We start from the raw sequence: 22,747 nt of genomic DNA, 5'->3' as shown, positions 1-22,747 counted from the left end.
ATTGGCGGTATCATATCAAAAGATATAGGCTTTTTTAATGAGAGAGTTCAAAACAGACGGTAAAAATGCTATATTGCGCGCAATTTCAGCCTGTTTATCACGTCTATTACGTTTCTTTTATGAAAAATTATCATGATATTGTGTTGGCATTCGCCAGCGTATTTCAATCTGCCGCATTGATCAACCAACTGGCAATGAAAGGTGAAATTGAAAATCAAGATGCCTTTCAAACAACCATTCGCTCTCTTTTGCAAACCCAACCGGAAAATTTACTTGATGTTTTTGGCGGGCAAACTTTTCATTTAAAACTAGGTTTAGAAACCCTTATCAAACAATTCTCTACACTTGATGATCGCAATATCGTCAATTGCTGGAGTGGGCTGTTGTATTTGGAAAAACGGCTAAGCAAAGATTTTGAAAGCAAATCGCAACTTGCGCAACGTATTCAACGTTTGCCGGAACAACTTGCCTACCATGGGTTACTTAGCGAGAGAATGTTGTCTATTATGGCAGGCATTTACGTTGATCTTATCAGCCCCTTAGGGAAAAAAATTCACGTTATCGGGGAAGCCAATTATTTACAACAGCCGTTTATTCAAGATAAAGTTCGAGCCTGTTTGCTTGCGGGTATTCGTGCCGCAATATTATGGCGACAAATGGGGGGAAATAAATGGCAGCTTTTATTCTCCCGAGGAAAAATCATCAATACGGCACAAGAAATTTATTCAACTATTCGTTTTTAATTATCAATACCTTTAATACACCGGAGTATTTTATGCAACTTTCCGCACTGACTGCGATTTCCCCGATTGATGGGCGTTACCAAGACAAAGCGACCGCACTTCGCGATATTTTTAGTGAATTCGGTTTACTCAAATTCCGTGTGACCGTTGAGGTTCGCTGGTTACAAAAATTAGCGGCAACTGCCGAAATCCCCGAGGTTCCCCATTTATCCGAAGAAGCAAACGATTACCTTGATAAAATCGTCAGCGAATTCAGCCTAAAAGATGCTGAGCGTATCAAAGAAATCGAGCGAACCACCAATCACGATGTAAAAGCCGTGGAATATTTCTTAAAAGAAAAAAGCGAAGCTTTGCCGGAATTGGCAAAAGTCTCCGAATTTATCCATTTTGCCTGTACTTCCGAAGACATCAATAACCTTTCCCACGCTTTGATGTTGAAAACCGCGCGTGATACGGTGATTTTACCGGAATGGCAAAAACTCATTGACGAAATCACCCGCCTTGCAAACGAATACAAAACCATCCCATTGCTTTCACGTACGCACGGTCAGCCGGCTTCTCCTACAACTATCGGCAAAGAAATGGCAAATGTGGTTTATCGTTTACGCCGTCAATTTAAACAACTGCAACAAAATGAAATTCTAGGTAAAATCAATGGTGCCGTGGGAAACTACAACGCCCACCTTTCTGCTTATCCAAATCTTGATTGGCACAAATTCAGCGAGGAATTTGTCACCTCATTAGGTTTAAATTGGAATCCTTACACCACGCAAATCGAACCGCATGATTATATTGCGGAATATTTTGATGCTATCGTGCGTTTTAACACCATTATCATTGATTTCGACCGTGATCTTTGGGGCTATATTGCGTTAAATCATTTCAAACAACGCACCATTGCCGGCGAAATCGGTTCTTCAACTATGCCACATAAAGTGAACCCGATTGACTTCGAAAATTCGGAAGGCAATCTTGGGCTTGCTAATGCAGTGATGAGCCATTTAGGACAAAAACTGCCAATTTCCCGTTGGCAACGGGATTTAACGGATTCTACTGTGCTGCGTAACCTTGGTGTGGGCGTGGGCTATTGCTTAATCGCTTATGCAGCGACCCGTAAAGGCATTAGTAAACTAGAAGTGAACGAACAGCATTTGCGTGATGAACTCAATCAAAACTGGGAAGTGCTTGCCGAGCCGATTCAAACCGTTATGCGCCGTTATGGCATTGAAAAACCTTATGAAAAACTGAAAGAATTAACGCGAGGTAAACGTGTGGATGAACACGCAATGCGTGAGTTTGTGGAAAAACTTGAGATCCCGGCAGAAGAAAAAGCCCGTTTACAACAACTCAGCCCTGCTACTTACATTGGTGCGGCGGTTGAACTGGTGGAAAAACTCTAATTTGCGTAAGAAAGAGCGGTTGAAATTTAGTGAAAATTTTGACCGCACTTCCACTTTTCCACTCACTCAAAAATTAGACAAAGATCAAAGCAAGTGCATTTTTTGCAAGACAAAAAAGCAAAATAGCTTTATCATAGCGCGCGATTTAGGTTCGCCTAATACACATTTTTATTAACTTAAAGAGGAAAACAAAAATGGCAAAAATCGTTAAAGTGATTGGTCGTGAAATCATCGACTCACGCGGTAACCCGACTGTAGAAGCAGAAGTTCATTTGGAAGGCGGTTTCGTTGGTCTTGCAGCGGCTCCATCAGGTGCTTCAACCGGTTCTCGTGAAGCATTAGAATTACGCGATGGCGACAAATCACGTTTCCTAGGTAAAGGTGTATTAAAAGCAGTTGCAGCAGTAAATGGTCCTATTGCAGATGTATTAGTGGGTAAAGATGCCTTAAACCAAGCTGAGATCGACAAAGTTATGATCGACTTAGACGGTACGGAAAACAAATCTAATTTCGGCGCAAACGCAATCTTAGCGGTGTCTTTAGCAAATGCTAAAGCTGCGGCAGCATCTAAAGGTTTACCACTTTACGCTTACATTGCCGAACTTAACGGTACACCGGGCGTTTATTCTATGCCGTTACCTATGATGAACATCATCAATGGTGGTGAACACGCTGACAACAACGTTGACATTCAAGAATTTATGATTCAACCGGTTGGTGCGAAAACATTACGTGAAGCGCTTCGCATTGGTGCAGAAGTGTTCCATAACCTTGCGAAAGTATTAAAAGCAAAAGGTATGAGCACTGCTGTGGGGGACGAGGGTGGTTTTGCACCAAATCTTGCTTCTAACGCTGATGCCTTAGCTTGTATCAAAGAAGCGGTAGAAAAAGCCGGTTATGTATTAGGTAAAGATGTCACATTGGCAATGGACTGTGCCTCTTCCGAGTTCTACAACAAAGAAACCGGCAAATATGAAATGAAAGGCGAAGGTCGTTCATTCACCTCTGAAGAGTTCACTCACTACCTTGAAGAACTTTGCAAACAATATCCAATCGTTTCTATTGAAGATGGTCAAGATGAATCTGACTGGAACGGTTTTGCATACCAAACTAAAGTATTAGGCGACAAAGTTCAATTAGTGGGCGATGATTTATTCGTAACCAATACCAAAATCTTAAAAGAAGGTATCGAAAAAGGCATCGCAAACTCAATCTTAATCAAATTCAACCAAATCGGTTCTTTAACCGAAACCTTAGCCGCAATCAAAATGGCGAAAGATGCGGGCTATACAGCGGTGATTTCTCACCGTTCTGGTGAAACCGAAGATGCGACTATCGCAGATTTAGCGGTGGGTACGGCAGCAGGTCAAATCAAAACCGGTTCTATGAGCCGTTCTGATCGTATTGCAAAATACAACCAATTAATCCGTATCGAAGAAGCCTTAGAGCGTGCAGGCACGCCGGCTGCATTCCCGGGTTTAAAAGCCGTTAAAGGTCAAGCCTAATCTTTGGCTGATTCAAACTAAAATCGCACCGCACTTTTACAAAAAAGTGCGGTGTTTTTCTATCGGATTTTTAAGGAAAGAAAATGCTCCACCTCACTCTTGAAGATGAACTCTTTCTCGGTCAGCCAAAACAGGTTGGCACGCATTCTACGGTCTATGATTACCTTGCGGTGATGTTTGAAGATGATGGTGAAACCGGCTATTTTTACGCACTGGATATGCGTCAAAACGGTCAGCCGATTGTGGATGTGTTGCACGTTTATAATGTGGATTCCACCTCAAATCATCACGAAGCCCGTAAATTGGAGATTTGTTGGGACGAAAGCGGCTATCTCGCCTTGCTTTTAATTAATGGTTATCCGCACGCCGTATTTGATTTTGCCCGCTTAGTCGGTTATAACAGCAACAAATATCCACAAGCGGATTTAATGAGTATGTGGACAAGGGAAGAACTCACCAATGACAAAGCCGAGCAATGGCTTGGCGTGAAAACCATCAAATAAATGAAATTTTATCGCAATCTCTCTCCGTTCAAAGTAATCAGTTTTGATTTGGATGACACCCTTTATGACAACTGCGAGGTGATTCGCACTGCGGTTTCACGCTTTGTGCAATTCACCCAAGAGCTTACCCGATGTCCAACCTTTGAAACAGAGTGGCTGGTTTGGAAAGAACGTGTTGCACAAGAAAACCCGTTATTAAGCGAAGATGTGACGGAGTGGCGAAAAGAGGCATTACGTCAATTTTTAGCAGCACAGGGAAAAAGTGCGGTTGAAATTGACCGCACTTTATCCCTTGCGATAAATGAATTTTTGCATTGGCGTCATCAAATTGAGCTTCCGCCAAATACGCCACAGGTTTTAAATGCCTTAAGAACTAACTATAAACTTGCGGCTATCACCAATGGCAATGTGGATCCTTGGCGTATCGGATTATCACAATTTGATCTGATTTTACGTGGTGGTGAACATGGCAGAGCAAAACCTCATGAAGATCTGTTCCACAAAACTGCAAGTTATTTCAATGTTTCGCCACAAGAAATTTTACATGTGGGCGATAATTTAACCACGGATGTTCAGGGAGCAATCCAAGCCGGTTGCCAAGCGGTGTGGATTAATTTATCCGATAAATCTCTTATTGATTTCCCACAAGCAACCCTGTTACCCACCTTAGAAATTAATCATTTAACTGAACTTTTACTATTATGAAAAAGAAAAATCAAATTTTCGTTACCCTTTCCATTGTCGCCTTACTTGGCGGTTGCTCGGAAGAGCAGGTACAGCGCGATGTGTATCATTCCCTTGATGACTGTCTTGCCGATTGGAAAAGAATTGAGTTATGCGAAGCGGATAAAAACGCAGAAAATACGCAAGCTACCCCCGCTAATGTGAATCAACAAGCTCAAACACGAAATAACAATTCCCTTTCGGGGTTAGGTTTACGCAATAACAGTGAAAATACCAATACCAATACCAATACCAATACCAATACTAATACTAATACTAATACTGCCAATGATGAATGGCAAAATGGTAACCAAAATAATTTGACAGCCGAATCCAATAACATAAACGGTGAAACCACTGCTAATGCGGAAAGTAGCGATCCATCTTTAGGCTCAGCCATTGCTGGTGGAGTAATGGGCTATATGGCTGCCCGTGCGATTAGTAGTTTCTTAGGGCCGAGCTATCATCCGAGTAATCGTGCGGTATCTACACCGAGCGGACAGGTTATCCAACCTCAAACCAATCGTTCTGTAGGCAAACCGATGTTGGTAAAAGGCAATGCGGGAAGTATGAACAGCAAACCGGTTTCACGAGGCGGTTTTAGTAGCCCAAGCAATTCAAACCGTAGTAGCGGAGGTTAAAATGAAACGCGTAACCGGCTTTCCAACCCGTCCGGATATGGTGCAACAACTGTTGGATGTTGGGTTTGATTATTATAATTTGCCTTCCGGTGACGGTTCCCATTATTGGTCGGATAATGTGGCTTATGAATTTACCTTGGCTGAAATTGATCGAATCGAAGATACCACGAATGAATTGCACGCAATGTGTTTAGATTTTGTCTCCGATGAAATCAAACAAGGCGATTACGCTCACTATCGTTTTACTGATTTGCAAAAACAATTAATAGAAGACGCTTGGCGCAAGCAAGCCCCTTATTTATACGGACGTTTTGATTTTGGCTATGATAGTGAAAATTTAAAAATGTTTGAATACAATGCCGATACGCCAACCTCTTTGCTTGAGGCTGCCGTTGTGCAATGGCAATGGTTAGAACAAATAGAGGGGCTTCTACATCGTGATCAATTTAACTGGATTCACGAAGAATTGCTTAAACATTTCACTTTTCTTAAACAACAAAGCGGAAAAAACGATTTCTATTTCAGTGCCATGCAGGAAGCCGGGCGGGAAGATTGGGGCAATTTAGATTATCTTGCGGATGTTGCCTACAATGCTGGATGGAATATTCATCAACTTGCCGTGGAAGACATTGGTTATAACAGGGAGAGTAAAAAGTTTGTCGATTTAAACGATACGCCCATTGAGCTGCTTTTCAAACTTTATCCCTTGGAATGGTTAAGCAGTGCGGAATTTGCCCAATATATCCCCAATGCAAACACACACTTTATTGAACCGGCTTGGAAAATGTTATTAAGCAATAAAGTATTACTCGCAAAATTATGGCAACGTTATCCGAATCATCCGAATTTACTGCCGGCTTATTTCAATAAATTTGATATTTCCGACAGAAAAGCTATTTGGGTGAAAAAGCCGTTGCTCGGTCGGGAAGGGGCGAATATTTTTTATTATGAAAAAAACAACGGCGTAGAATTTGCCGCCAAAGGGAGTGAACATTCCGCTTTCTACGATACTTCGGGCTATATTTACCAACAAAAATTTGAACTGCCAAATTTTGATGGAATGTATCCGGTGATTGGCTCTTGGGTGATTGGCGATGTGGCTTGTGGTATGGGGTTACGTGAAGACTTTACTGCTGTGACCGGGAACGACAGCCATTTTGTTCCTCATTATTTTGTACCATAAGAAAAATGGCATATAAAAGTGCGGTTAAAAAACGAGATATTTTTCCGAAATTACTTAGTAGTTACACAAATTTAATTTTAGGTTTATCTATAGGGACATACGCAGTATGCCCCTACATTTTTTCCTTTTGTACATTTGCTACATAATATCGAAAAACAGCGTTATTTTTCACCGCACTTAAAGACTAGATTCGTTCTTCGATAATCCCACCGCCTAAGCATATTTCATCCAGATAAAATACGGCAGATTGTCCGGGAGTAACGGCCGCCTGAGGCTCATCAAAAACAACACTGATCGTATCATGATCAATAGGCTCGATCACACAAGGAATATCCGTTTGACGATAGCGGGTTTTCACCGTGCAACGTAGGGGTTTATCCATTGGCTGGCGATCAACCCAATGAAGTTGTTTGGCGATTAACCCTTTGGAAAATAAACGTGGATGGGTATGGCCTTGCGCCACAATAAGTTCATTTTTTTCCACATCCTTATCCACCACATACCAAGCCTCATCACCGGCATTTTTCAAGCCGCCAATGCCTAAACCTTTACGTTGACCCAAGGTGTGGTACATTAATCCCTCATGGCGACCAATCACCTCACCTTCCACAGTACGAATATCTCCCGGTTGTGCCGGTAAATAACGGGCTAAGAAATCTTTGAATTTACGCTCACCAATAAAACAGATGCCCGTTGAATCTTTCTTCTTCGCCGTAATTAAGCCAAGATCTTCAGCAATGGCACGCACTATCGGTTTTTCAATTTCGCCCACCGGGAAAAGGCTTTGCCCCACTTGTTGATGACTTAAGGTGTATAAAAAATAACTTTGATCTTTATTGGTATCTAAGCCTCGCAATAGCCGTGTATTTTCATCATCGCCGGCACGGCGCACATAATGCCCTGTGGCGATATAATTAGCGCCGAGATCTTCTGCCGCATACTCTAAAAAAGCTTTAAATTTAATTTCTTTATTACACAAAATATCAGGGTTTGGCGTTCGACCCGCTTTGTATTCTGTTAAAAAATGCTCAAAGACATTATCCCAATACTCAGCAGCAAAATTAATTTTATGCAGTTTAATGCCGAGCTTATCACACACGGCTTGAGCATCAGCAAGATCAGCCGCCGCCGTGCAATAATCCGTATCGTCATCCTCTTCCCAGTTTTTCATAAACAAGCCTTCCACTTGGTAGCCTTGTTGCTGAAGAATAAAGGCAGAAACAGAAGAATCCACCCCACCGGACATTCCACAAATCACTTTTTTCTTACTATTTTCGGCAAGTTGTTCTGATATAAGTTGAGGGAAATATTGATTATAAGTTTTTGAAATTAACATAAATTCTCCCGTAACTTCGGTCAAGGCGAAGCACATTGGTTGTTATCTAAAGTTTTGAATAAGCGAGGTATCATCTTTTAGAATATAAAAGATTTGATCATTAAAAAATATTGCGTAAAACGTTTTGCCCGATTTATCGCTCACCTCTTGGAAAACTTCACAAGGTACATCTGTTGCTTTTAGAAGAAAAGGCGTTTCACTATTTAAATTCTCAGCATTAGGTTGAGTTAGGACGGATTTATTATAAAGCCATGTATCTTTTGTGATTCGTACTTCTTTAATTGGGAAAGTATTTTTAATCTCTCCAAAGGGGATACCCTGTTCCAGTTCTAATGGTTTTTTATCGCTCAAAGCAGTTAAATCCTGTTCGGCAATATGTAAGCTTCTTAAACCATAACCTATCTCTGTTGTAAATAGCATAGGTTTGGTATTGAGCCAAGTCCCTTTTTTGACCACGATCACCGTTTTTTTGAAATCCGGTGCATCATAATATAGATTAATTTCCTTATTAACTTTTGCCGGATAATGACCGGCAAAGGCGAAAGAGGAAAGTATCAGTAAAAATAACAAATGGAAACATTTTGATAATCTCATCATATTATTTCACCTCATAAAATTGATTGTTATCAGTTTTATTGGCGAATTTTTGTTCATATTCCACTTTGGCTTGCTCGTCACCTGCGTCCAATTTCGATTGAAGAGTGTCGCAAGGTTTATCACAATCACAGGCTTTGGCGATCCCCAAAGTGGACAAGCCGCCACAGCTGCCTTTTAGGCTCTGTTTTTTGATAATAAAACCAATCGACATCAGTAAAATAATCGCCACAAAGGCGATGAGAGTAAAAAATAAGGTTTGCATGATTATTCCTTTGTTTCCATCAATTTTTTAAATGCCGATGACATTTTTGTTTCAAACCCTTTTTCGGTTTTGATGATTAAGTAAACCGCAAGATCATTTTTTTCCGCTACCTCAAGGGCTTTATCTTCCCCAAGCACAAACAACCCGGTGGATAAACCGTCTGCTGTCATGGTTGTTGGGGCAAATACCGTGATAGAGGCAAGATGATGTTGAATAGGGTAACCGGTTTTCGGATCGATTTCGTGGGCAAAACGTTTGCCGTTTTCTTCAAAATAAATGCGGTAATCGCCGGAGGTCGCCATAGCCATATTATTTAAACCAATCACATTGTCGACCGCTCTTTCCCCCGTCATATTAGGCTTTTCAATGGCGATTTGCCAAGGTTTTCCTTCTGCATTTTTGCCTTTGGCACGAATTTCCCCGCCAATTTCCACCATATAATTTTGTACATTGATCTGTTCCAATTTCTCTGTAACTTGATCCACCCCAAAGCCTTTCGCAATGGAAGAAAGATCAACATAAACTTGTGGAATAGCCTTACTTAAGGTTGGGGTTTGACCGCTCATATCAAGGGTAATTTTATCAATTCCCACCCAAGCTTGACGCTCTGCCAGTTGTTCCGGTGTCGGTTGGCGTTCCGGGCGTTTCTCCGGACCAAATCCCCATAAATTCACAACCGGTCCAACAGTCACATCAAGCGCCCCTTCAGTGATTTGATGGATCCGAATGGCTTCCGCTAGCACTTTGGCAAAATCTGTGGAAATGTCGATAGGTGTGTTCACCTGGGTATTTTGGTTAAATCGGCTTAGTTCCGAATCCTGGATATAGGTGGACATTTTGGCATTGACGTCTTTCAAAATATGCTCAATCTGCTCGTGAGCTTTTTGTGAATTTTCACTTACCGTACCCTCATCAATATATTTGACATGATAGGTTGTGCCCATTGTTTTACCGCTTAGCGTGATCACTTCCGCTTCTTTCTTACAGCCTACCAATGAACAAGCAAAAGCAGCGACAAGCAACCCGCTCAATATTTTCTTCATTTATCTTTCCTAATGTGATGAATTATAGGCAAACTGACTTTTCAATCAGCTTGCCTGTAATTGGAATAACAATAAGGGCGTATGCAATACGCCCTCAAAAATGCGTTAAATATTGACCGCACTTCATCATAAAGTGCGGTCAATTTTCATGGTGTTTTGATTAACCACCGAAGTCATCTAATAAGATATTTTCGTCTTCAACGCCTAAGTCTTTCAACATTTTGATAACCGCAGCATTCATGACCGGTGGTCCACACATATAGTATTCACAATCTTCTGGCGCTTCATGATTTTTCAGATAGTTTTCATAAAGCACATTGTGAATAAAGCCGGTGTAACCGTCCCAATTATCTTCCGGTAATGGATCGGAAAGCGCCACATGCCATTGGAAGTTTGGATTTTCCGCCTGAAGTGTATCAAAATCTTCCACATAGAACATTTCACGCTTAGAACGTGCACCATACCAGAATGAAATTTTACGCTTAGAATGTAAACGTTTTAACTGGTCGAAAATGTGGGAACGCATTGGTGCCATTCCTGCACCACCACCGATGAAGACCATTTCCGCATCAGTCTCTTTGGCAAAGAATTCACCAAATGGTCCGGAAATTGTTACTTTATCCCCTTCTTTTAATGACCAAATGTAAGACGACATTTGACCCGGAGGGGCATCCGGTTGACGTGGCGGAGGCGTTGCAATACGCACATTAAGCATAATAATGCCTTTTTCTTCCGGATAAGACGCCATAGAATAAGCACGAATGATATGTTCATCCACTTTAGAAACATAACGCCATAAATCGTATTTATCCCAGTCCTCGTGATATTCTTCAGGAATATCGAAGTCTTTGTAATAAACCGTATGCGGCTCTGCCTCAATTTGGATATAGCCCCCGGCACGGAATGGCACTTCTTCCCCTTCAGGAATCGCCAATTTAAGCTCTTTGATGAAAGTCGCTTTGTTATCATTAGAAATAACAGTACATTCCCATTTTTTCACACCAAAGATTTCTTCCGGAAGTTCAACTTCCATATTGCCTTTTACATTCACTTGGCAAGCTAAACGGTAACCTTCTTTGGCTTCACGCTTGTTGATGTGGGAAAGTTCGGTAGGGAGGATCTCACCACCACCGCTTTTTACTTTCACAATACATTGACCACAAGAGCCACCGCCACCACAAGCTGAGGAAACGAAAATGCCTTTACTGGCTAGTGCGCCTAATAATTTTCCACCGGCAGGTAAGGTGATCGCTTTTTCAGGATCATCATTAATACCGATGGTAATATCCCCAGAATCCACCAGTTTTGACTTCGCAAATAAGATGATTGCCACTAAGACCAATACTATAATGGTAAATGCAGCAATACCGAGTGCAAGAATTACTGAACCACTCATTGATTACACTCCTTATAATTGAATACCGGAGAAGGACATAAAGCCCAACGCCATCAAACCAACGGTGATGAAAGTAATGCCTAAGCCTTTCAAGCCCCCCGGAATATCCGCATATTTCATTTTTTCCGTTAAACCGGCTAAGGCAACGATGGCAAGCATCCAACCTAAACCGGAACCGAAACCATATACGATAGACTCCGGGAAATTGTAATCACGTTGAACCATAAAGGATACCCCACCAAAAATCGCACAGTTTACCGCGATAAGTGGTAAGAAAATCCCCAATGCGTTGTAAAGAGAAGGCATAAACTTATCCAATACCATCTCAAGGATTTGTACTAAACCTGCAATCACCCCGATAAAGGTGATGAAGTTTAAAAATGATAAATCTACCCCTTCAATTAATAACGCATTTTCTTTTAATACGTTTGCATAAATTAATTGGTTTACCGGTACTGCAATACCCAATACAAAGGTAACCGCAATCCCTAAACCGAAAGCGGTAGAAACCTTTTTTGATACCGCCAAAAATGTACACATACCTAAGAAAAAGGAAAGTGCCATGTTTTCAATGAAGACGGCCTTCACAAATAGGCTAATATAATGTTCCATTGATTATTTCTCCTGTTGCTCTGGTTTCCAAGTTCTTAATCCCCAGATAACAAATCCGATGATAAAGAATGCACTTGGTGCAAGTAGGAATAAACCGTTTGCTTGGTACCAGCCACCATTTTGAATCGTTTCAAAAATCGTGATGCCAAATAATTTACCTGAACCAATAAGTTCACGGAAGAAAGCCACAATGATTAACATGGCACCATAACCTAAGCCGTTACCGATACCATCTACAAAGCTTTCAAGCGGTGGTGATTTCATCGCGAAAGCCTCTGCACGCCCCATGACGATACAGTTTGTAATAATGAGGCCGACAAATACGGAAAGCTGCTTAGACAAACCATAAGCATAAGCTTTTAATACTTGGTCAACCACAATAACCAATGAAGCAATAATCGCAAGTTGTACAATAATGCGGATACTGTTTGGGATATAGTTTCGGATTAAAGAAACAAAGAGGTTTGATAACCCGGTTACTAAGGTTACCGCAATTGCCATTACAAAGGCGGTTTCTAATTTTGTTGTTACCGCTAATGCCGAACAGATCCCAAGAATTTGCAATGCAATTGGGTTGTTTTTAGCAATAGGAGCTAATAACAGATCTTTTAAATTTGTTTTTCCAGACATTAGTTCGCTCCTGCTTGAAGTTTTTCAAGATATTTACTAAAGCCATTTTCGCTGAACCAGTAATCAAAAGTACCTTGAACACCGTTAGCGGTTAAGGTTGCACCGGATAAACCGTCAATACTGTGATCATCTTTTGGTGCTTGACCTTTCACAATATGGATAGCCGGTTGATGCTGTTCATTGAACAGTTTCTTCCCTTTAAATAAACCCGCCCAGTTTGGATTTTCAATTTCACCACCTAATCCCGGTGTTTCACCGTGTTGGTAGTAAGTAATACCGTTAATTGTATTACCATCCGGTTGGACAGAGACTAATCCATACATCACAGACCATAATCCGGTCCCGTAAATCGGTAAAATGACTTGCTGGGTTTGACCTTGTTCATCTTTAACAAGATAAACTTCAGCGGTTTTCCCACGCGTACGAATTCGGGCTTTATCTTGCTCGGCAGGAATTGCCTGTTGAGAAGCATCAGCTTGTGGAACATAATCCCCGGTTGCCAAATCAACAAAACGTGATTCGATAAATTTTGCATAGGTTTCTTTTACATTGGTTTTCTCTTGTAAAAGTCCTGCCACATTGAGGATATTTTTTTGTTTATCGAGTAATTTTTGCTCTTCTTGTGCAGGTTTTAACATCACTGCGGAACCAGCAACAATAATGGAACAAACTAAACTCAGTAGCAATACAACAAGAATCGTACCGCCTACACTGTCTTTATTAAACTTAGCCATTTGTTCTTGCTCTCCGACGTTTGATATTTGCTTGAACAACGATGTAGTCAAAAATTGGTGCAAATAAGTTTGCAAAGAGAATTGCTAACATCATTCCTTCCGGATAAGCCGGGTTGACCGTACGAATCAATACTGCCATCACCCCAATCAATGCACCATACCACCATTTACCGGTATTGGTGAATGAGGCTGAAACCGGATCTGTTGCCATAAACACCATACCCAGTGCAAAGCCACCTAAAACCAAATGCCAATGCCAAGGCATTGAGAACATATGATTGGTTTCAGAACCGATTAAGTTAAATAACGTTGAGGTTGCGATCATACCAATCATAACCCCTGCGATAATACGCCATGAAGCAATACGGGTGAAAACGATAATCGCCCCACCGATTAAAATGGCTAAGGTTGAAACCTCGCCCATAGACCCCGGAATATTACCAATAAAGGCATCCATCCAAGAGATAGGTTGACCGGTTACCGTATGTTGCAATGCACCTTGACCGGCTTGTGACCATTGTGAAAGTGCGGTCGCACCAGAGAAGCCGTCTGCCGCAGTCCATACCGTATCACCTGAAATTTGTGCAGGATAAGCAAAGAATAAGAAAGCACGACCTGCCAATGCCGGGTTCATAAAGTTACGCCCAACGCCACCGAAGATCTCTTTTGCCACCACGATACCGAAACTGATACCTAATGCGGCCTGCCATAAAGGTAAGGTTGGTGGAACAATTAAGGCAAAAAGGATGGTAGAAACAAACATCCCTTCATTGACTTCATGACCACGAACCACAGAGAACAATAATTCCCAAATGGTACAAACAGTGAAGACCACTAAGTAAATCGGTAGGAAGAAAATTGCCCCTAACGCCATTTTGCTTCCCCACCCTGCATTTAAGGTTAAATCTAACCCTAAACCATTGGCGAGGGCATAATGCCAATCCGTTGCAATTAATTGCTCTAAATTACCTAATTGATTTAATGCAGGGATTGCTTGGTTACCCACATTGTACATACCATAAAAAATCGCAGGAAACAGTGCGAGGAACACGGTGATCATCATACGTTTTGAGTCTAACGCATCACGAACATGCGTGTTTTTATGCGTTACCGTACCCGGGGTATAAAGCAAGGTATAAATCGATTCAAAGATCGGATAAAGCTTGCTGTATTTACCCCCTGGTAAAAACGCGGGTTCCATTTTTTCTAAAAGATTTTTTAAACCCATTTCTAACCTTCCTTCTCAATCTTTTCCAAAGCCTGACGTAAGATTGAGCCATATTCATATTTGCCCGGGCAAACAAATGAACAAAGCGCTAAATCTTCTTCATCCAACTCTAAACAACCCAATGCTTGAGCACCGTCTGTATCACCGGCGATCAAATCACGCAACAATAAAGTCGGTAAAATATCTAACGGCATGACACGCTCATAGTTGCCGATTGGCACCATGGCACGCTCACCACCATTTTCTGCAGTGGTAAAGTTGAAGAGTTTTTTACCAAAATGGCCTAATACGGTACGGGTAATGGAATATTTATTCGGCTGCGGTGTAATCCAACCAAAGAATTCCTTATTATTCCCTTCTGCAAGCACAGAAACTTGTAGGGCATAACGACCTAGATAGTCATGCACGCCTTTTGCCGTGTTACCGCAAAGTACAGAACCGGAAATGACACGATTTTCACCCGCATTAAGCTCATTTTCAGTTAATTGAGAAAGGTTTGCGCCAATTAACGTACGAATTAAACGAGGCTCTTTGACTTGTGGACCGGCAAGAGAAATCACACGATCAACGTAAAGCTCACCGGTGGTAAATAATTTACCAATAGCAATCACATCTTGATAATTGAGATGCCATACAGCTTTATGTACACCAACAGGATCGATAAAGTGAATATGTGTTCCCACTAAACCAGCCGGATGAACGCCACCAAAATCATGAACCTGAAGATTTGATAACTCTACGGTTGGGATACTCGCCTCACCTGCTTTACACAGATGTAATGGCTTGCTTGGAAATAAACGGCTTAATACGGTTAAACCATTAATGAAATCTTGCCCATAATCTTTTAACACGATTTCGGGATTAGCCGCCAATGGATTAGTATCCATCGCATTGACAAAAATAGAGGAAGGTTCACTTTCAATGACCGGAATTTTGCTAAATGGACGTGTGCGAAATGCCGTCCAAAGACCGGATTCCACCAAGTTTTGTTTCACTTGTTCGGAAGAAAGTGTATTGAGTTCATCTGCATTGTATTTCGTAAAAGTGACCTGTTCATCTCCTTTTACATCAATGACCACAGATTGTAATACACGTTTTTCGCCACGATTAATCGCAGTGATAGTACCACTTGCTGGGGCTGTAAAAACCACGCCAGGATTTTTCTTGTCTTCAAAAAGCACTTGACCTTTCTTAACAACATCACCTTCGCGTACCTTCATGGAAGGACGCATCCCCACATACTCCTCACCAAGAATCGCAACTTGATTCACAACATTGCCGTTGTGGATTACTTGTGCCGGTTTTCCTGCAATAGGAAGATCCAAGCCTTTCTTAATTGTAATCATACTGTTTGCACTACTTTTCAAGGTTAAAAATACGATTGCAAATAAGCAGACCTAAATGCAATCTCGTGTTTGAGCGTGACAGAAAATGCTAAAAAATCAAAGCATTCGTAACTGGCACATAATTTAAAAAACTCAAATCTGTTTAATTTTTAGGCAGACAAAAAATCACTACTCTGCCCAAAGTTGCAAATATAAAATTTAAACGCCCCATTCTAGCGAAAATCCGCTTTTCATTCCACCTTAAGGCGTATTTTTTGTGAAAATTTTGTGAACTTTTTTAAATATACACATAAATGGTTACGCCATAATATATTTAAAGGATAAACTTATAGTCCGACACCACTACAATTCGGTGAAGACGGGAATACTTCGCCACGAGCCATCCATTCCTCTTTTGTGTAAAGATGTAGCGCCAAGGCGTGAATCCCATTTTTTAGATCATCAGCAAATAATTGATAGACCGTTTGATGACGTTGTACTCTGGACATCCCCTCAAAGATGTCACTCACAATGACAAATTTGAAATGTGAATCTGCCCCTCTCCCTGAGCTATGTAGATGACTTTCATTTTCTACCGCCACAAAGTGCGGTCGAAATTCCGTGTGAATTTTTGCTAACAAAGCCTGTTGTTTTGACATCTTCAATCTCCAATAAATTTTGTAGAAACGCTATACATCCGCAATTAAGTCTGTAAGAATAGCACAGTTCAATTCAATCCATTGAGGAAATTATGAAACTGACAAACAAAATCAAAACATTATCCGCTGTGAGCGTTGCCGTAGTGACCCTTTTCCTTGCCGGCTGCCAAGCCCAATCGAATACCCTCACCTTTACCCCACCAGCCCCAACCGCTTCGTTGAATGTTAATCAATCTGCGGTGGTGTACGTCACAACAAAAGATGCACGTCCACAACAAGATGTGGCAAGTTATACAAAAAACGGTGAGTTAATCAAACTCAATGCCTCGCCTAGTGTCACGCAACTATTTCAACAGGTAATGCAACAAAATTTAGTGAGCAAAGGGTTTCGCATCGGTCAATCAAACAATGCTAACGCCGGTGTTACCGTTGAAGTTAAAGCGTTCTTCACCAACGTTGAGCAAGGCAACTTCCGTTACAACCTCAGTACGAAAATTCAAGTGATGGTGTATGTGCAAGGCGCAAGCGGAAGCTATAACAAAGCCTTCAATGCCACACGTTCTCAATCCGGTGCCTTTAATGCCGACAATGATGAAATCCAAAAAGTGCTGGGCGAAACCTTCAAAGATATTGTTAATAATATTTATCAAGATCAAGAAGTTGCCTCTGCTATCAATCAATATACCCGCTAATAGAATTTGGGGCATTACGCCCCATTTATTTTCCATAAAAACTTGACGAACTCCCCTTTCAAGCGTAACATTCGCCCGATTTTTTAACGAGAAGGACACACACTTTGGACAGTCATAGTCGATACCGAATATCGCTTTAGTCTCCCGCCTTATGCCAATGGCTATCGGCGAGAGTTCGTCGGTAGGTTTACCATTTTCGGCATCTTTAAACCAAACGAAATACCGCAATTTTTAACCGCACTTTATTCGTTTGACATTCTTATATGTTCACGGTTAGCTGTTCATAATCCCAAAAGGAGTATGAAATGATCAACGCTTTTGCTATCAATGATTCCCGCTTAGTTCGCATTGATGAAGATCAAGCCAATCTGAGTAATGCCATTTGGCTTGATTTACTTGAACCCACAAGCGAAGAACGTGAAATGCTGCAAGAAAGCTTAGAACAGAGCCTTGCCTCTTTCCTAGAATTGGAAAATATCGAAGCATCTGCACGTTTTTTTGAAGACGAGGACGGCTTACACCTTCACTCATTCTTTTATTGTGAAGATGAAAACGACTATGCGGATTTAGCCAGTGTGGCATTTACCATTCGTGACGGACGCTTGTTCACCTTACGGGATCGTGAACTCCCTGCATTTCGCTTATACCGTATGCGTTCCCGTAGCCAGCGTTTATTAGAAGCGAATTCTTATGAAGTGTTATTAGATCTTTTCGAAACCAAAATCGAGCAGTTGGCCGATGTGATTGAAAATGTTTATGCAGATTTAGAGGCCTTAAGCCGTGTCATTTTAAACGGAAAACAAGATGAAGCCTTTGATGAAGCGCTAAACACCCTCACCGAACAAGAAGATACCAGTTCGAAAGTCCGTTTGTGTTTGATGGATACCCAGCGAGCCCTTGGTTTTCTTGTGCGCAAAACCCGTTTACCGGCAAACCAGCTGGAACAGGCGCGTGAAATCTTGCGAGATATTGAATCCTTACAACCTCATAACGAGTCCTTATTCCAAAAGGTTAATTTCCTCATGCAAGCGGCAATGGGTTACATCAATATCGAGCAGAATAAAATCATGAAATTTTTCTCCGTGGTATCCGTGATGTTCCTTCCTGCCACACTGGTTGCCTCCACTTATGGAATGAACTTTGAATTTATGCCGGAGTTGCATTTTAAATACGGTTACCCAATGGCTATCGGTTTAATGATTGCCGCCGCCCTCACCCCTTACATTTATTTTAGACGAAAAGGATGGCTATAATGGAATTATCCCAAACCGCATTATTTGTCGGTTCGATTATCAATTTTTATGCGCTTGTATTGGTTTTACGCGCTTGGTTACAGTTCGCTCGGGTCGATTATTACAACCCGCTTTCACAATTTGCCGTGAAAGCAACAGAGCCGATACTGAAACCTCTGAGAAAATTTGCCCCGGTTATCAAAAATGTTGATACCTCAGCACTTTTTGTCATTTTTCTGCTTGGGGCATTAAAATCCGTGCTTTATTTTGGTTTAGCCATTGATGTCATGCTTATTTTAGGTGTGTTAAGTATTCTTAAAGCAATCGGTGTCGCCATTTTCTATGTACTCTTTATTAGTGCCATATCCAGTTGGTTTCACCAAGGGCATAATCCTATTTTCTATGCCTTTTATCAGCTTACCGCTCCACTGCTCCAACCCATAAGAAAAATTCTTCCTACACTGGGTGTGATTGATTTTTCACCGATGGTTGTGGTGTTTATCTTACTTTTTATCAATAATTTACTGACTGATCTGCTGCAAGGGCTTTGGGTCATTGCCGGATAAAATGCCAACAAAAAACGGTAGAAATCATTTCTACCGTTTTTTGTATGACAATTTGATTAGCTAATCGTCGTTCCTTCTTCAGTGCCCAACACCACATTGCGTAATGCACCGGGTTTTACCATATTAAACACCCGAATCGGCATACCGTGATCCCGTGCCAGCGTAAATGCCGCCAAATCCATCACTTGTAATTCTTTATCGATCACTTCTGCGTAGCTAAGATTTTGATATAACTTCGCTTGCGGGTTTTTCGCCGGATCGCAATCATATACCCCATCGACTTTCGTTGCCTTCAAAACCACATCCGCCTCAATTTCAATGCCTCGTAAACAAGCCGCTGAATCCGTTGTAAAAAACGGGCTACCTGTACCGGCAGAGAAAATCACCACACGTTTTTCACGCAACATTTTGATCGCCTCAGACCAATTGTAGGTATCACAAATCCCGTTTAATTGGAAAGCGGACATCAATTTTGCATTCACATCCGCACGATGTAACGCATCACGCATGGCTAAGCCATTCATCACGGTGGCAAGCATTCCCATATGATCGCCCACCACACGGTTCATCCCGGCTTTCGCCAGTTTTGCACCACGAAATAGGTTGCCCCCGCCAAGCACCACACCAACTTCTACGCCCATTTCCACTAATTCTTTGATCTCTAATGCCATACGATCAAGAATCGAGGGATCAATACCAAATCCTTCATCCCCCTGTAATGCTTCACCGCTTAACTTCAATAAAATACGTTTATAAATTGGTTGGCTCATTGTCTTTTCCTTTTTGGCTTAAAAAATTGGCTTATTTTATAGAATAACGAAACAAGAGTGAAGAAGTTAAAGATGGAAATTCTGATTGAAAAATGGATAATAAGCGACATTTCGTTTTGAGCAGAAAACTATGACAATACCAAAAACATACCGCATTTTAACCGCACTTTTTGTCTTTGCTTGCGCCAATCTCGCAGGCTATTTTATGTTGATCGGTTCAGGTTTGTTCCCAAAACCCGGCATGGCACTTATCTTGCTCACCGGGGCGATAATTTTGCTATTAAGCAGTAGCAAAAAGGCATTTTATTTTATTCTATTACCGCTCGCTTTCGCCCATGCTATTTACACCCCAACAGGGCTTAATTTTGGCGCACCGAGTTATCAATATATCGCCTCTGTTTTCTCTACGGATCTATTAGAAACCAAAGAATTTTTATTACAAATTCCGTTCAGTAGTTATGTGATCACCTTTTTAATCCCGATTTTATTGCTTGTGCAATATAAAAGTGCGGTCAAATTCGGGGTTAAGTATTATCGAAACAAAGCCTTTATCACGCTGAGTGCTTTGCTCTTTGCCTACCACCTCCCCATTGCCGAACCAATGAAAGAAACCGTCAGTTCGACCGTCAAAATCTATGATGAAATGAACAAATTAAAACAAATGGCGCAATCGGATAACTGGGGAAAATCCACATTAGAAAATTCCCGTTACGATGATTATGTCATCATCCTTGGTGAAAGCGCACGCAAAGATTATCACCATGCCTACGGCTACCCTGTTCACAATACGCCTTTTATGTCAAATGCCAAAGGCACGCTCATTGATGGTTTTCGTTCTGCCGGCACCAATACGGTAGCCTCTTTACGTTTAATGCTCACCTTGCCAAATAAAGAAAAATGGGAGCCCAATTACGCATTAAGTTTAGTGGATTTGGTGAAATCCGCCGGCATTAAAACCTATTGGTTATCAAATCAAGGGTTATTAGGGGAATTCGATACGCCGGTATCCTCGCTTGCCTCAAAATCCGATGAAACCCTTTTCCTCAAAAAGGGGGGCAGCTTCAACTCCACCAACTACAGTGATTTTGATTTATTACCCCAATTATCCCAAGTGTTAGCCTCGCCAATTCAGGGAAAACGTTTCATTGTGTTGCATATTTACGGTGCTCACCCGCTCGCCTGTGATCGGGTGGAAGATTACCCGAAAATTTTTAAAGAGGAAGACATTGATCCTCGCTATGCCTACTTAAACTGCTATATTTCTTCCATAAAAAAAACCGATGATTTGCTAAAACAGATTTATGAGCAACTTCAAGAAAACGAGCAAAAAACTCACCGCACTTTTTCTATGATCTATTTTTCAGATCACGGCTTATGCCACCAACAAGATGAAAAACACCAAGTGTTATTTAATCAAAACTGTTTTAGCCAAGCACACCACGATGTGCCTCTTTTTAAAATTTCCTCTGATGATACTGAACGCAAAGAATACAAGGTGTTTAAATCCGGATTGAATTTTTTAGAAGGCATTGCAAATTGGATAGGAATTCAAAACCCACAACTGCAAAAAGAAAATTTATTTTCCAATGAGGCTGATCAAGAAGATTTTGGCCTACAAAAACGCATTAACGAAAAATATCGTAAAGAAAGGGATCCGGCTATCGATATTCGCCCTAAACCTGAATGATCCGACAATCTAAGCGAAGCCTTTCAACATTCCTTGCAAAAAACATAAAAAATCCCTTTAATGCCACGGCATTAAAGGGAATAGAAGAGAGAGAAAAATTATAATTTCGCAGCGAGCATCGCCTCTAATTTTTCTTGGTCGATAGCGAACTTGCGAATGCCCTCAGCCAATTTTTCAACTGCCATGGCATCGCTATTATGCTGCCAATAGAATTCAGCTTCAGTCAGTGGTTGTGGTTTGGCTTTCACTTCCCCTTTATATTCCAATTTACGCACAAGTGCCGTTGAATTTTCTTGTAATTCTTTAAGAAGCGGTGGTGCAATGGTTAAGCGGTCGCAACCGGCTAACTCGGTAATTTCGCCTACATTACGGAAACTCGCCCCCATAACTACGGTATTGTAACCGTATGTTTTGTAGTAATTGTAAATTTTGGTCACAGAAATCACACCCGGATCTTCAGCCGGAGCATAGTCTTTTTTGTCACTGTTGGCTTTATACCAGTCTAAGATACGACCGACAAATGGCGAAATTAAATAAACGCCAGCTTCGGCACAAGCACGGGCCTGAGCTTCGGAAAATAACAGGGTGAGGTTACAGTTAATGCCTTCTTTTTCAAGAATTTCTGCGGCACGAATTCCTTGCCATGTTGAAGCGATTTTAATCAAAATACGATCATTTGAGATACCCGCTGCGTTATAAAGTGCAATCAGCTTACGGGCTTTTTCAACGGTAGCTTGGGTGTTGTAAGAAAGACGGGCATCGACTTCTGTTGAAATGCGTCCCGGCACGATTTTTAAAATTTCTAAACCGATGTTAACGGCTAATTTATCTTCCGCATCAATCAATTGGTGTGCTTTATCACTGCTTTGTGCTTTGGCATAGCTGACGGCTTCATCAATGAGTGGCGCATATTGTGGCAATGCCGAAGCACTTAAAATTAAAGAAGGGTTGGTTGTCGCATCTTGTGGTTGATATTTTTTGATGGCTTCAATATCGCCGGTATCTGCGACTACAACGGTCATTTTTTTCAATATTTCTAACTGTGACATAATTTCTCCTTTTCACTTATTAGTCTGTTGTACACTCAGTATTCAGTATTTAGATTTAATTACAAAATCTCTTTCGCTGTTGCCACCACGTTACCCACGGTGAAACCGAACAATTTGAATAATTGATCGGCAGGCGCTGACTCACCGAAAGAATTCATACCGACAATACGACCGCCAAAGCCCACATATTTATACCAGAAATCAGAAATGCCCGCTTCAATCGCCACACGT

25 protein-coding genes are annotated in these 22,747 nt (G+C 41.3%); 11 read left to right on the top strand and 14 right to left on the bottom strand.

What is annotated here, in order from left to right:
* Window positions 1-119 precede the first annotated feature (119 nt).
* The 7 genes from hflD (at window position 120) to BKK52_RS03885 (ending at window position 6,698) form a co-directional block, all read left to right on the top strand.
* Complete coding sequence (gene hflD / locus BKK52_RS03915) at window positions 120-743, top strand: high frequency lysogenization protein HflD (RefSeq protein WP_077473930.1); 624 nt, start codon at window positions 120-122, stop codon at window positions 741-743.
* Window positions 744-775: 32 nt separating this feature from the next.
* On the top strand, window positions 776-2,143 hold the full coding sequence (purB, locus tag BKK52_RS03910) for an adenylosuccinate lyase (RefSeq protein WP_077473929.1): 1,368 nt from the start codon (window positions 776-778) through the stop codon (window positions 2,141-2,143).
* Between the two features lie 194 nt (window positions 2,144-2,337).
* Window positions 2,338-3,648, top strand: coding sequence for a phosphopyruvate hydratase (gene eno / locus BKK52_RS03905; RefSeq protein ID WP_077473928.1), 1,311 nt, complete (start codon window positions 2,338-2,340; stop codon window positions 3,646-3,648).
* An 83-nt stretch (window positions 3,649-3,731) separates the two neighbouring features.
* Complete coding sequence (locus BKK52_RS03900; protein WP_077473927.1) at window positions 3,732-4,151, top strand: DUF2251 domain-containing protein; 420 nt, start codon at window positions 3,732-3,734, stop codon at window positions 4,149-4,151.
* A complete protein-coding gene (locus BKK52_RS03895) occupies window positions 4,152-4,856 on the top strand; it encodes an HAD-IA family hydrolase (RefSeq protein WP_077473926.1) in 705 nt (234 codons plus the stop codon).
* Entirely contained in the window at window positions 4,853-5,515 is a 663-nt protein-coding gene (locus tag BKK52_RS03890; RefSeq protein WP_077477978.1) for a hypothetical protein, read from the top strand. Before BKK52_RS03895 ends, BKK52_RS03890 begins: the two co-directional genes overlap by 4 nt.
* A 1-nt stretch (window position 5,516) precedes the next feature.
* A complete protein-coding gene (locus BKK52_RS03885; protein ID WP_077477976.1) occupies window positions 5,517-6,698 on the top strand; it encodes a glutathionylspermidine synthase family protein in 1,182 nt (393 codons plus the stop codon).
* 184 nt (window positions 6,699-6,882) lie between these two features.
* Here the strand turns inward: BKK52_RS03885 and mnmA are convergent, their stop codons facing one another.
* The 11 genes from mnmA to BKK52_RS03830 all read right to left on the bottom strand — a co-directional run bounded on the left by mnmA (window position 6,883) and on the right by BKK52_RS03830 (window position 16,520).
* On the bottom strand, window positions 6,883-8,034 hold the full coding sequence (mnmA, locus tag BKK52_RS03880) for a tRNA 2-thiouridine(34) synthase MnmA (protein WP_077477974.1): 1,152 nt from the start codon (window positions 8,032-8,034) through the stop codon (window positions 6,883-6,885).
* Between the two features lie 42 nt (window positions 8,035-8,076).
* Window positions 8,077-8,631: a hypothetical protein gene (locus BKK52_RS03875; protein WP_077421188.1), complete on the bottom strand. Its 555-nt coding sequence runs from the start codon at window positions 8,629-8,631 to the stop codon at window positions 8,077-8,079.
* A gap of 1 nt (window position 8,632) precedes the next feature.
* Window positions 8,633-8,893: a (Na+)-NQR maturation NqrM gene (nqrM, locus tag BKK52_RS03870; protein ID WP_077421189.1), complete on the bottom strand. Its 261-nt coding sequence runs from the start codon at window positions 8,891-8,893 to the stop codon at window positions 8,633-8,635.
* A 2-nt stretch (window positions 8,894-8,895) separates the two neighbouring features.
* Window positions 8,896-9,936: an FAD:protein FMN transferase gene (locus tag BKK52_RS03865; protein WP_077421190.1), complete on the bottom strand. Its 1,041-nt coding sequence runs from the start codon at window positions 9,934-9,936 to the stop codon at window positions 8,896-8,898.
* Window positions 9,937-10,096: 160 nt separating this feature from the next.
* Window positions 10,097-11,332 carry an NADH:ubiquinone reductase (Na(+)-transporting) subunit F gene (gene nqrF / locus BKK52_RS03860; RefSeq protein WP_077477973.1) on the bottom strand — a complete coding sequence of 412 codons (1,236 nt, stop codon included), beginning with the start codon at window positions 11,330-11,332 and terminating at the stop codon, window positions 10,097-10,099.
* A 12-nt stretch (window positions 11,333-11,344) separates the two neighbouring features.
* Window positions 11,345-11,944, bottom strand: a complete 600-nt coding sequence (nqrE, locus tag BKK52_RS03855; protein ID WP_077477971.1) for an NADH:ubiquinone reductase (Na(+)-transporting) subunit E — start codon at window positions 11,942-11,944, stop codon at window positions 11,345-11,347.
* A 3-nt stretch (window positions 11,945-11,947) separates the two neighbouring features.
* Entirely contained in the window at window positions 11,948-12,574 is a 627-nt protein-coding gene (locus tag BKK52_RS03850) for an NADH:ubiquinone reductase (Na(+)-transporting) subunit D (protein WP_077477969.1), read from the bottom strand.
* Window positions 12,574-13,308 carry a Na(+)-translocating NADH-quinone reductase subunit C gene (locus BKK52_RS03845; RefSeq protein WP_077477967.1) on the bottom strand — a complete coding sequence of 245 codons (735 nt, stop codon included), beginning with the start codon at window positions 13,306-13,308 and terminating at the stop codon, window positions 12,574-12,576. Before BKK52_RS03845 ends, BKK52_RS03850 begins: the two co-directional genes overlap by 1 nt.
* The gene (locus BKK52_RS03840) at window positions 13,301-14,536 is read right to left on the bottom strand and encodes an NADH:ubiquinone reductase (Na(+)-transporting) subunit B (RefSeq protein ID WP_077477965.1); all 1,236 of its coding nucleotides are present in this window, start codon (window positions 14,534-14,536) and stop codon (window positions 13,301-13,303) included. The genes BKK52_RS03845 and BKK52_RS03840 overlap by 8 nt, the downstream gene beginning before the upstream one ends.
* A 2-nt stretch (window positions 14,537-14,538) precedes the next feature.
* Window positions 14,539-15,882, bottom strand: coding sequence for a Na(+)-translocating NADH-quinone reductase subunit A (locus BKK52_RS03835; protein WP_077477963.1), 1,344 nt, complete (start codon window positions 15,880-15,882; stop codon window positions 14,539-14,541).
* A 326-nt stretch (window positions 15,883-16,208) separates the two neighbouring features.
* Window positions 16,209-16,520 (bottom strand): BolA family protein, encoded by a 312-nt coding sequence (locus tag BKK52_RS03830; protein WP_077417244.1) that lies wholly within the window; start codon window positions 16,518-16,520, stop codon window positions 16,209-16,211.
* A 92-nt stretch (window positions 16,521-16,612) separates the two neighbouring features.
* Between BKK52_RS03830 and BKK52_RS03825 the strand changes: the two genes are divergently transcribed.
* From BKK52_RS03825 to BKK52_RS03815, 3 genes are all read left to right on the top strand, one after another.
* Window positions 16,613-17,212: a YajG family lipoprotein gene (locus BKK52_RS03825; protein WP_077477961.1), complete on the top strand. Its 600-nt coding sequence runs from the start codon at window positions 16,613-16,615 to the stop codon at window positions 17,210-17,212.
* 305 nt (window positions 17,213-17,517) lie between these two features.
* The gene (gene corA / locus BKK52_RS03820; protein ID WP_077417240.1) at window positions 17,518-18,465 is read left to right on the top strand and encodes a magnesium/cobalt transporter CorA; all 948 of its coding nucleotides are present in this window, start codon (window positions 17,518-17,520) and stop codon (window positions 18,463-18,465) included.
* Entirely contained in the window at window positions 18,465-19,010 is a 546-nt protein-coding gene (locus tag BKK52_RS03815) for a YggT family protein (protein ID WP_077421198.1), read from the top strand. Before corA ends, BKK52_RS03815 begins: the two co-directional genes overlap by 1 nt.
* A gap of 56 nt (window positions 19,011-19,066) precedes the next feature.
* Here the strand turns inward: BKK52_RS03815 and pyrH are convergent, their stop codons facing one another.
* Complete coding sequence (gene pyrH, locus BKK52_RS03810; protein WP_077417715.1) at window positions 19,067-19,780, bottom strand: UMP kinase; 714 nt, start codon at window positions 19,778-19,780, stop codon at window positions 19,067-19,069.
* Between the two features lie 130 nt (window positions 19,781-19,910).
* On the opposite strand from pyrH, the gene BKK52_RS03805 reads away from it, so the two are divergent.
* Entirely contained in the window at window positions 19,911-21,467 is a 1,557-nt protein-coding gene (locus tag BKK52_RS03805) for a phosphoethanolamine transferase (RefSeq protein WP_077421199.1), read from the top strand.
* A gap of 98 nt (window positions 21,468-21,565) precedes the next feature.
* On the opposite strand, the gene tal is transcribed toward BKK52_RS03805, so the two are convergent.
* Together tal and BKK52_RS14205 are read right to left on the bottom strand one after the other, a co-directional pair.
* Window positions 21,566-22,516, bottom strand: coding sequence for a transaldolase (tal, locus tag BKK52_RS03800; RefSeq protein ID WP_370597054.1), 951 nt, complete (start codon window positions 22,514-22,516; stop codon window positions 21,566-21,568).
* Window positions 22,517-22,575: 59 nt separating this feature from the next.
* Window positions 22,576-22,747: transketolase-like TK C-terminal-containing protein (locus BKK52_RS14205; protein ID WP_167367920.1), on the bottom strand; the 172-nt coding region annotated here is incomplete at its 5' end.

The organism is Rodentibacter trehalosifermentans (genome assembly GCF_002000545.1).
In the GTDB taxonomy this organism is placed as follows: Bacteria; Pseudomonadota; Gammaproteobacteria; order Enterobacterales; family Pasteurellaceae; genus Rodentibacter; species Rodentibacter trehalosifermentans.
Note: the sequence above shows the minus strand (reverse complement) of the source record. Positions and strands in the feature narration are given on the sequence as shown.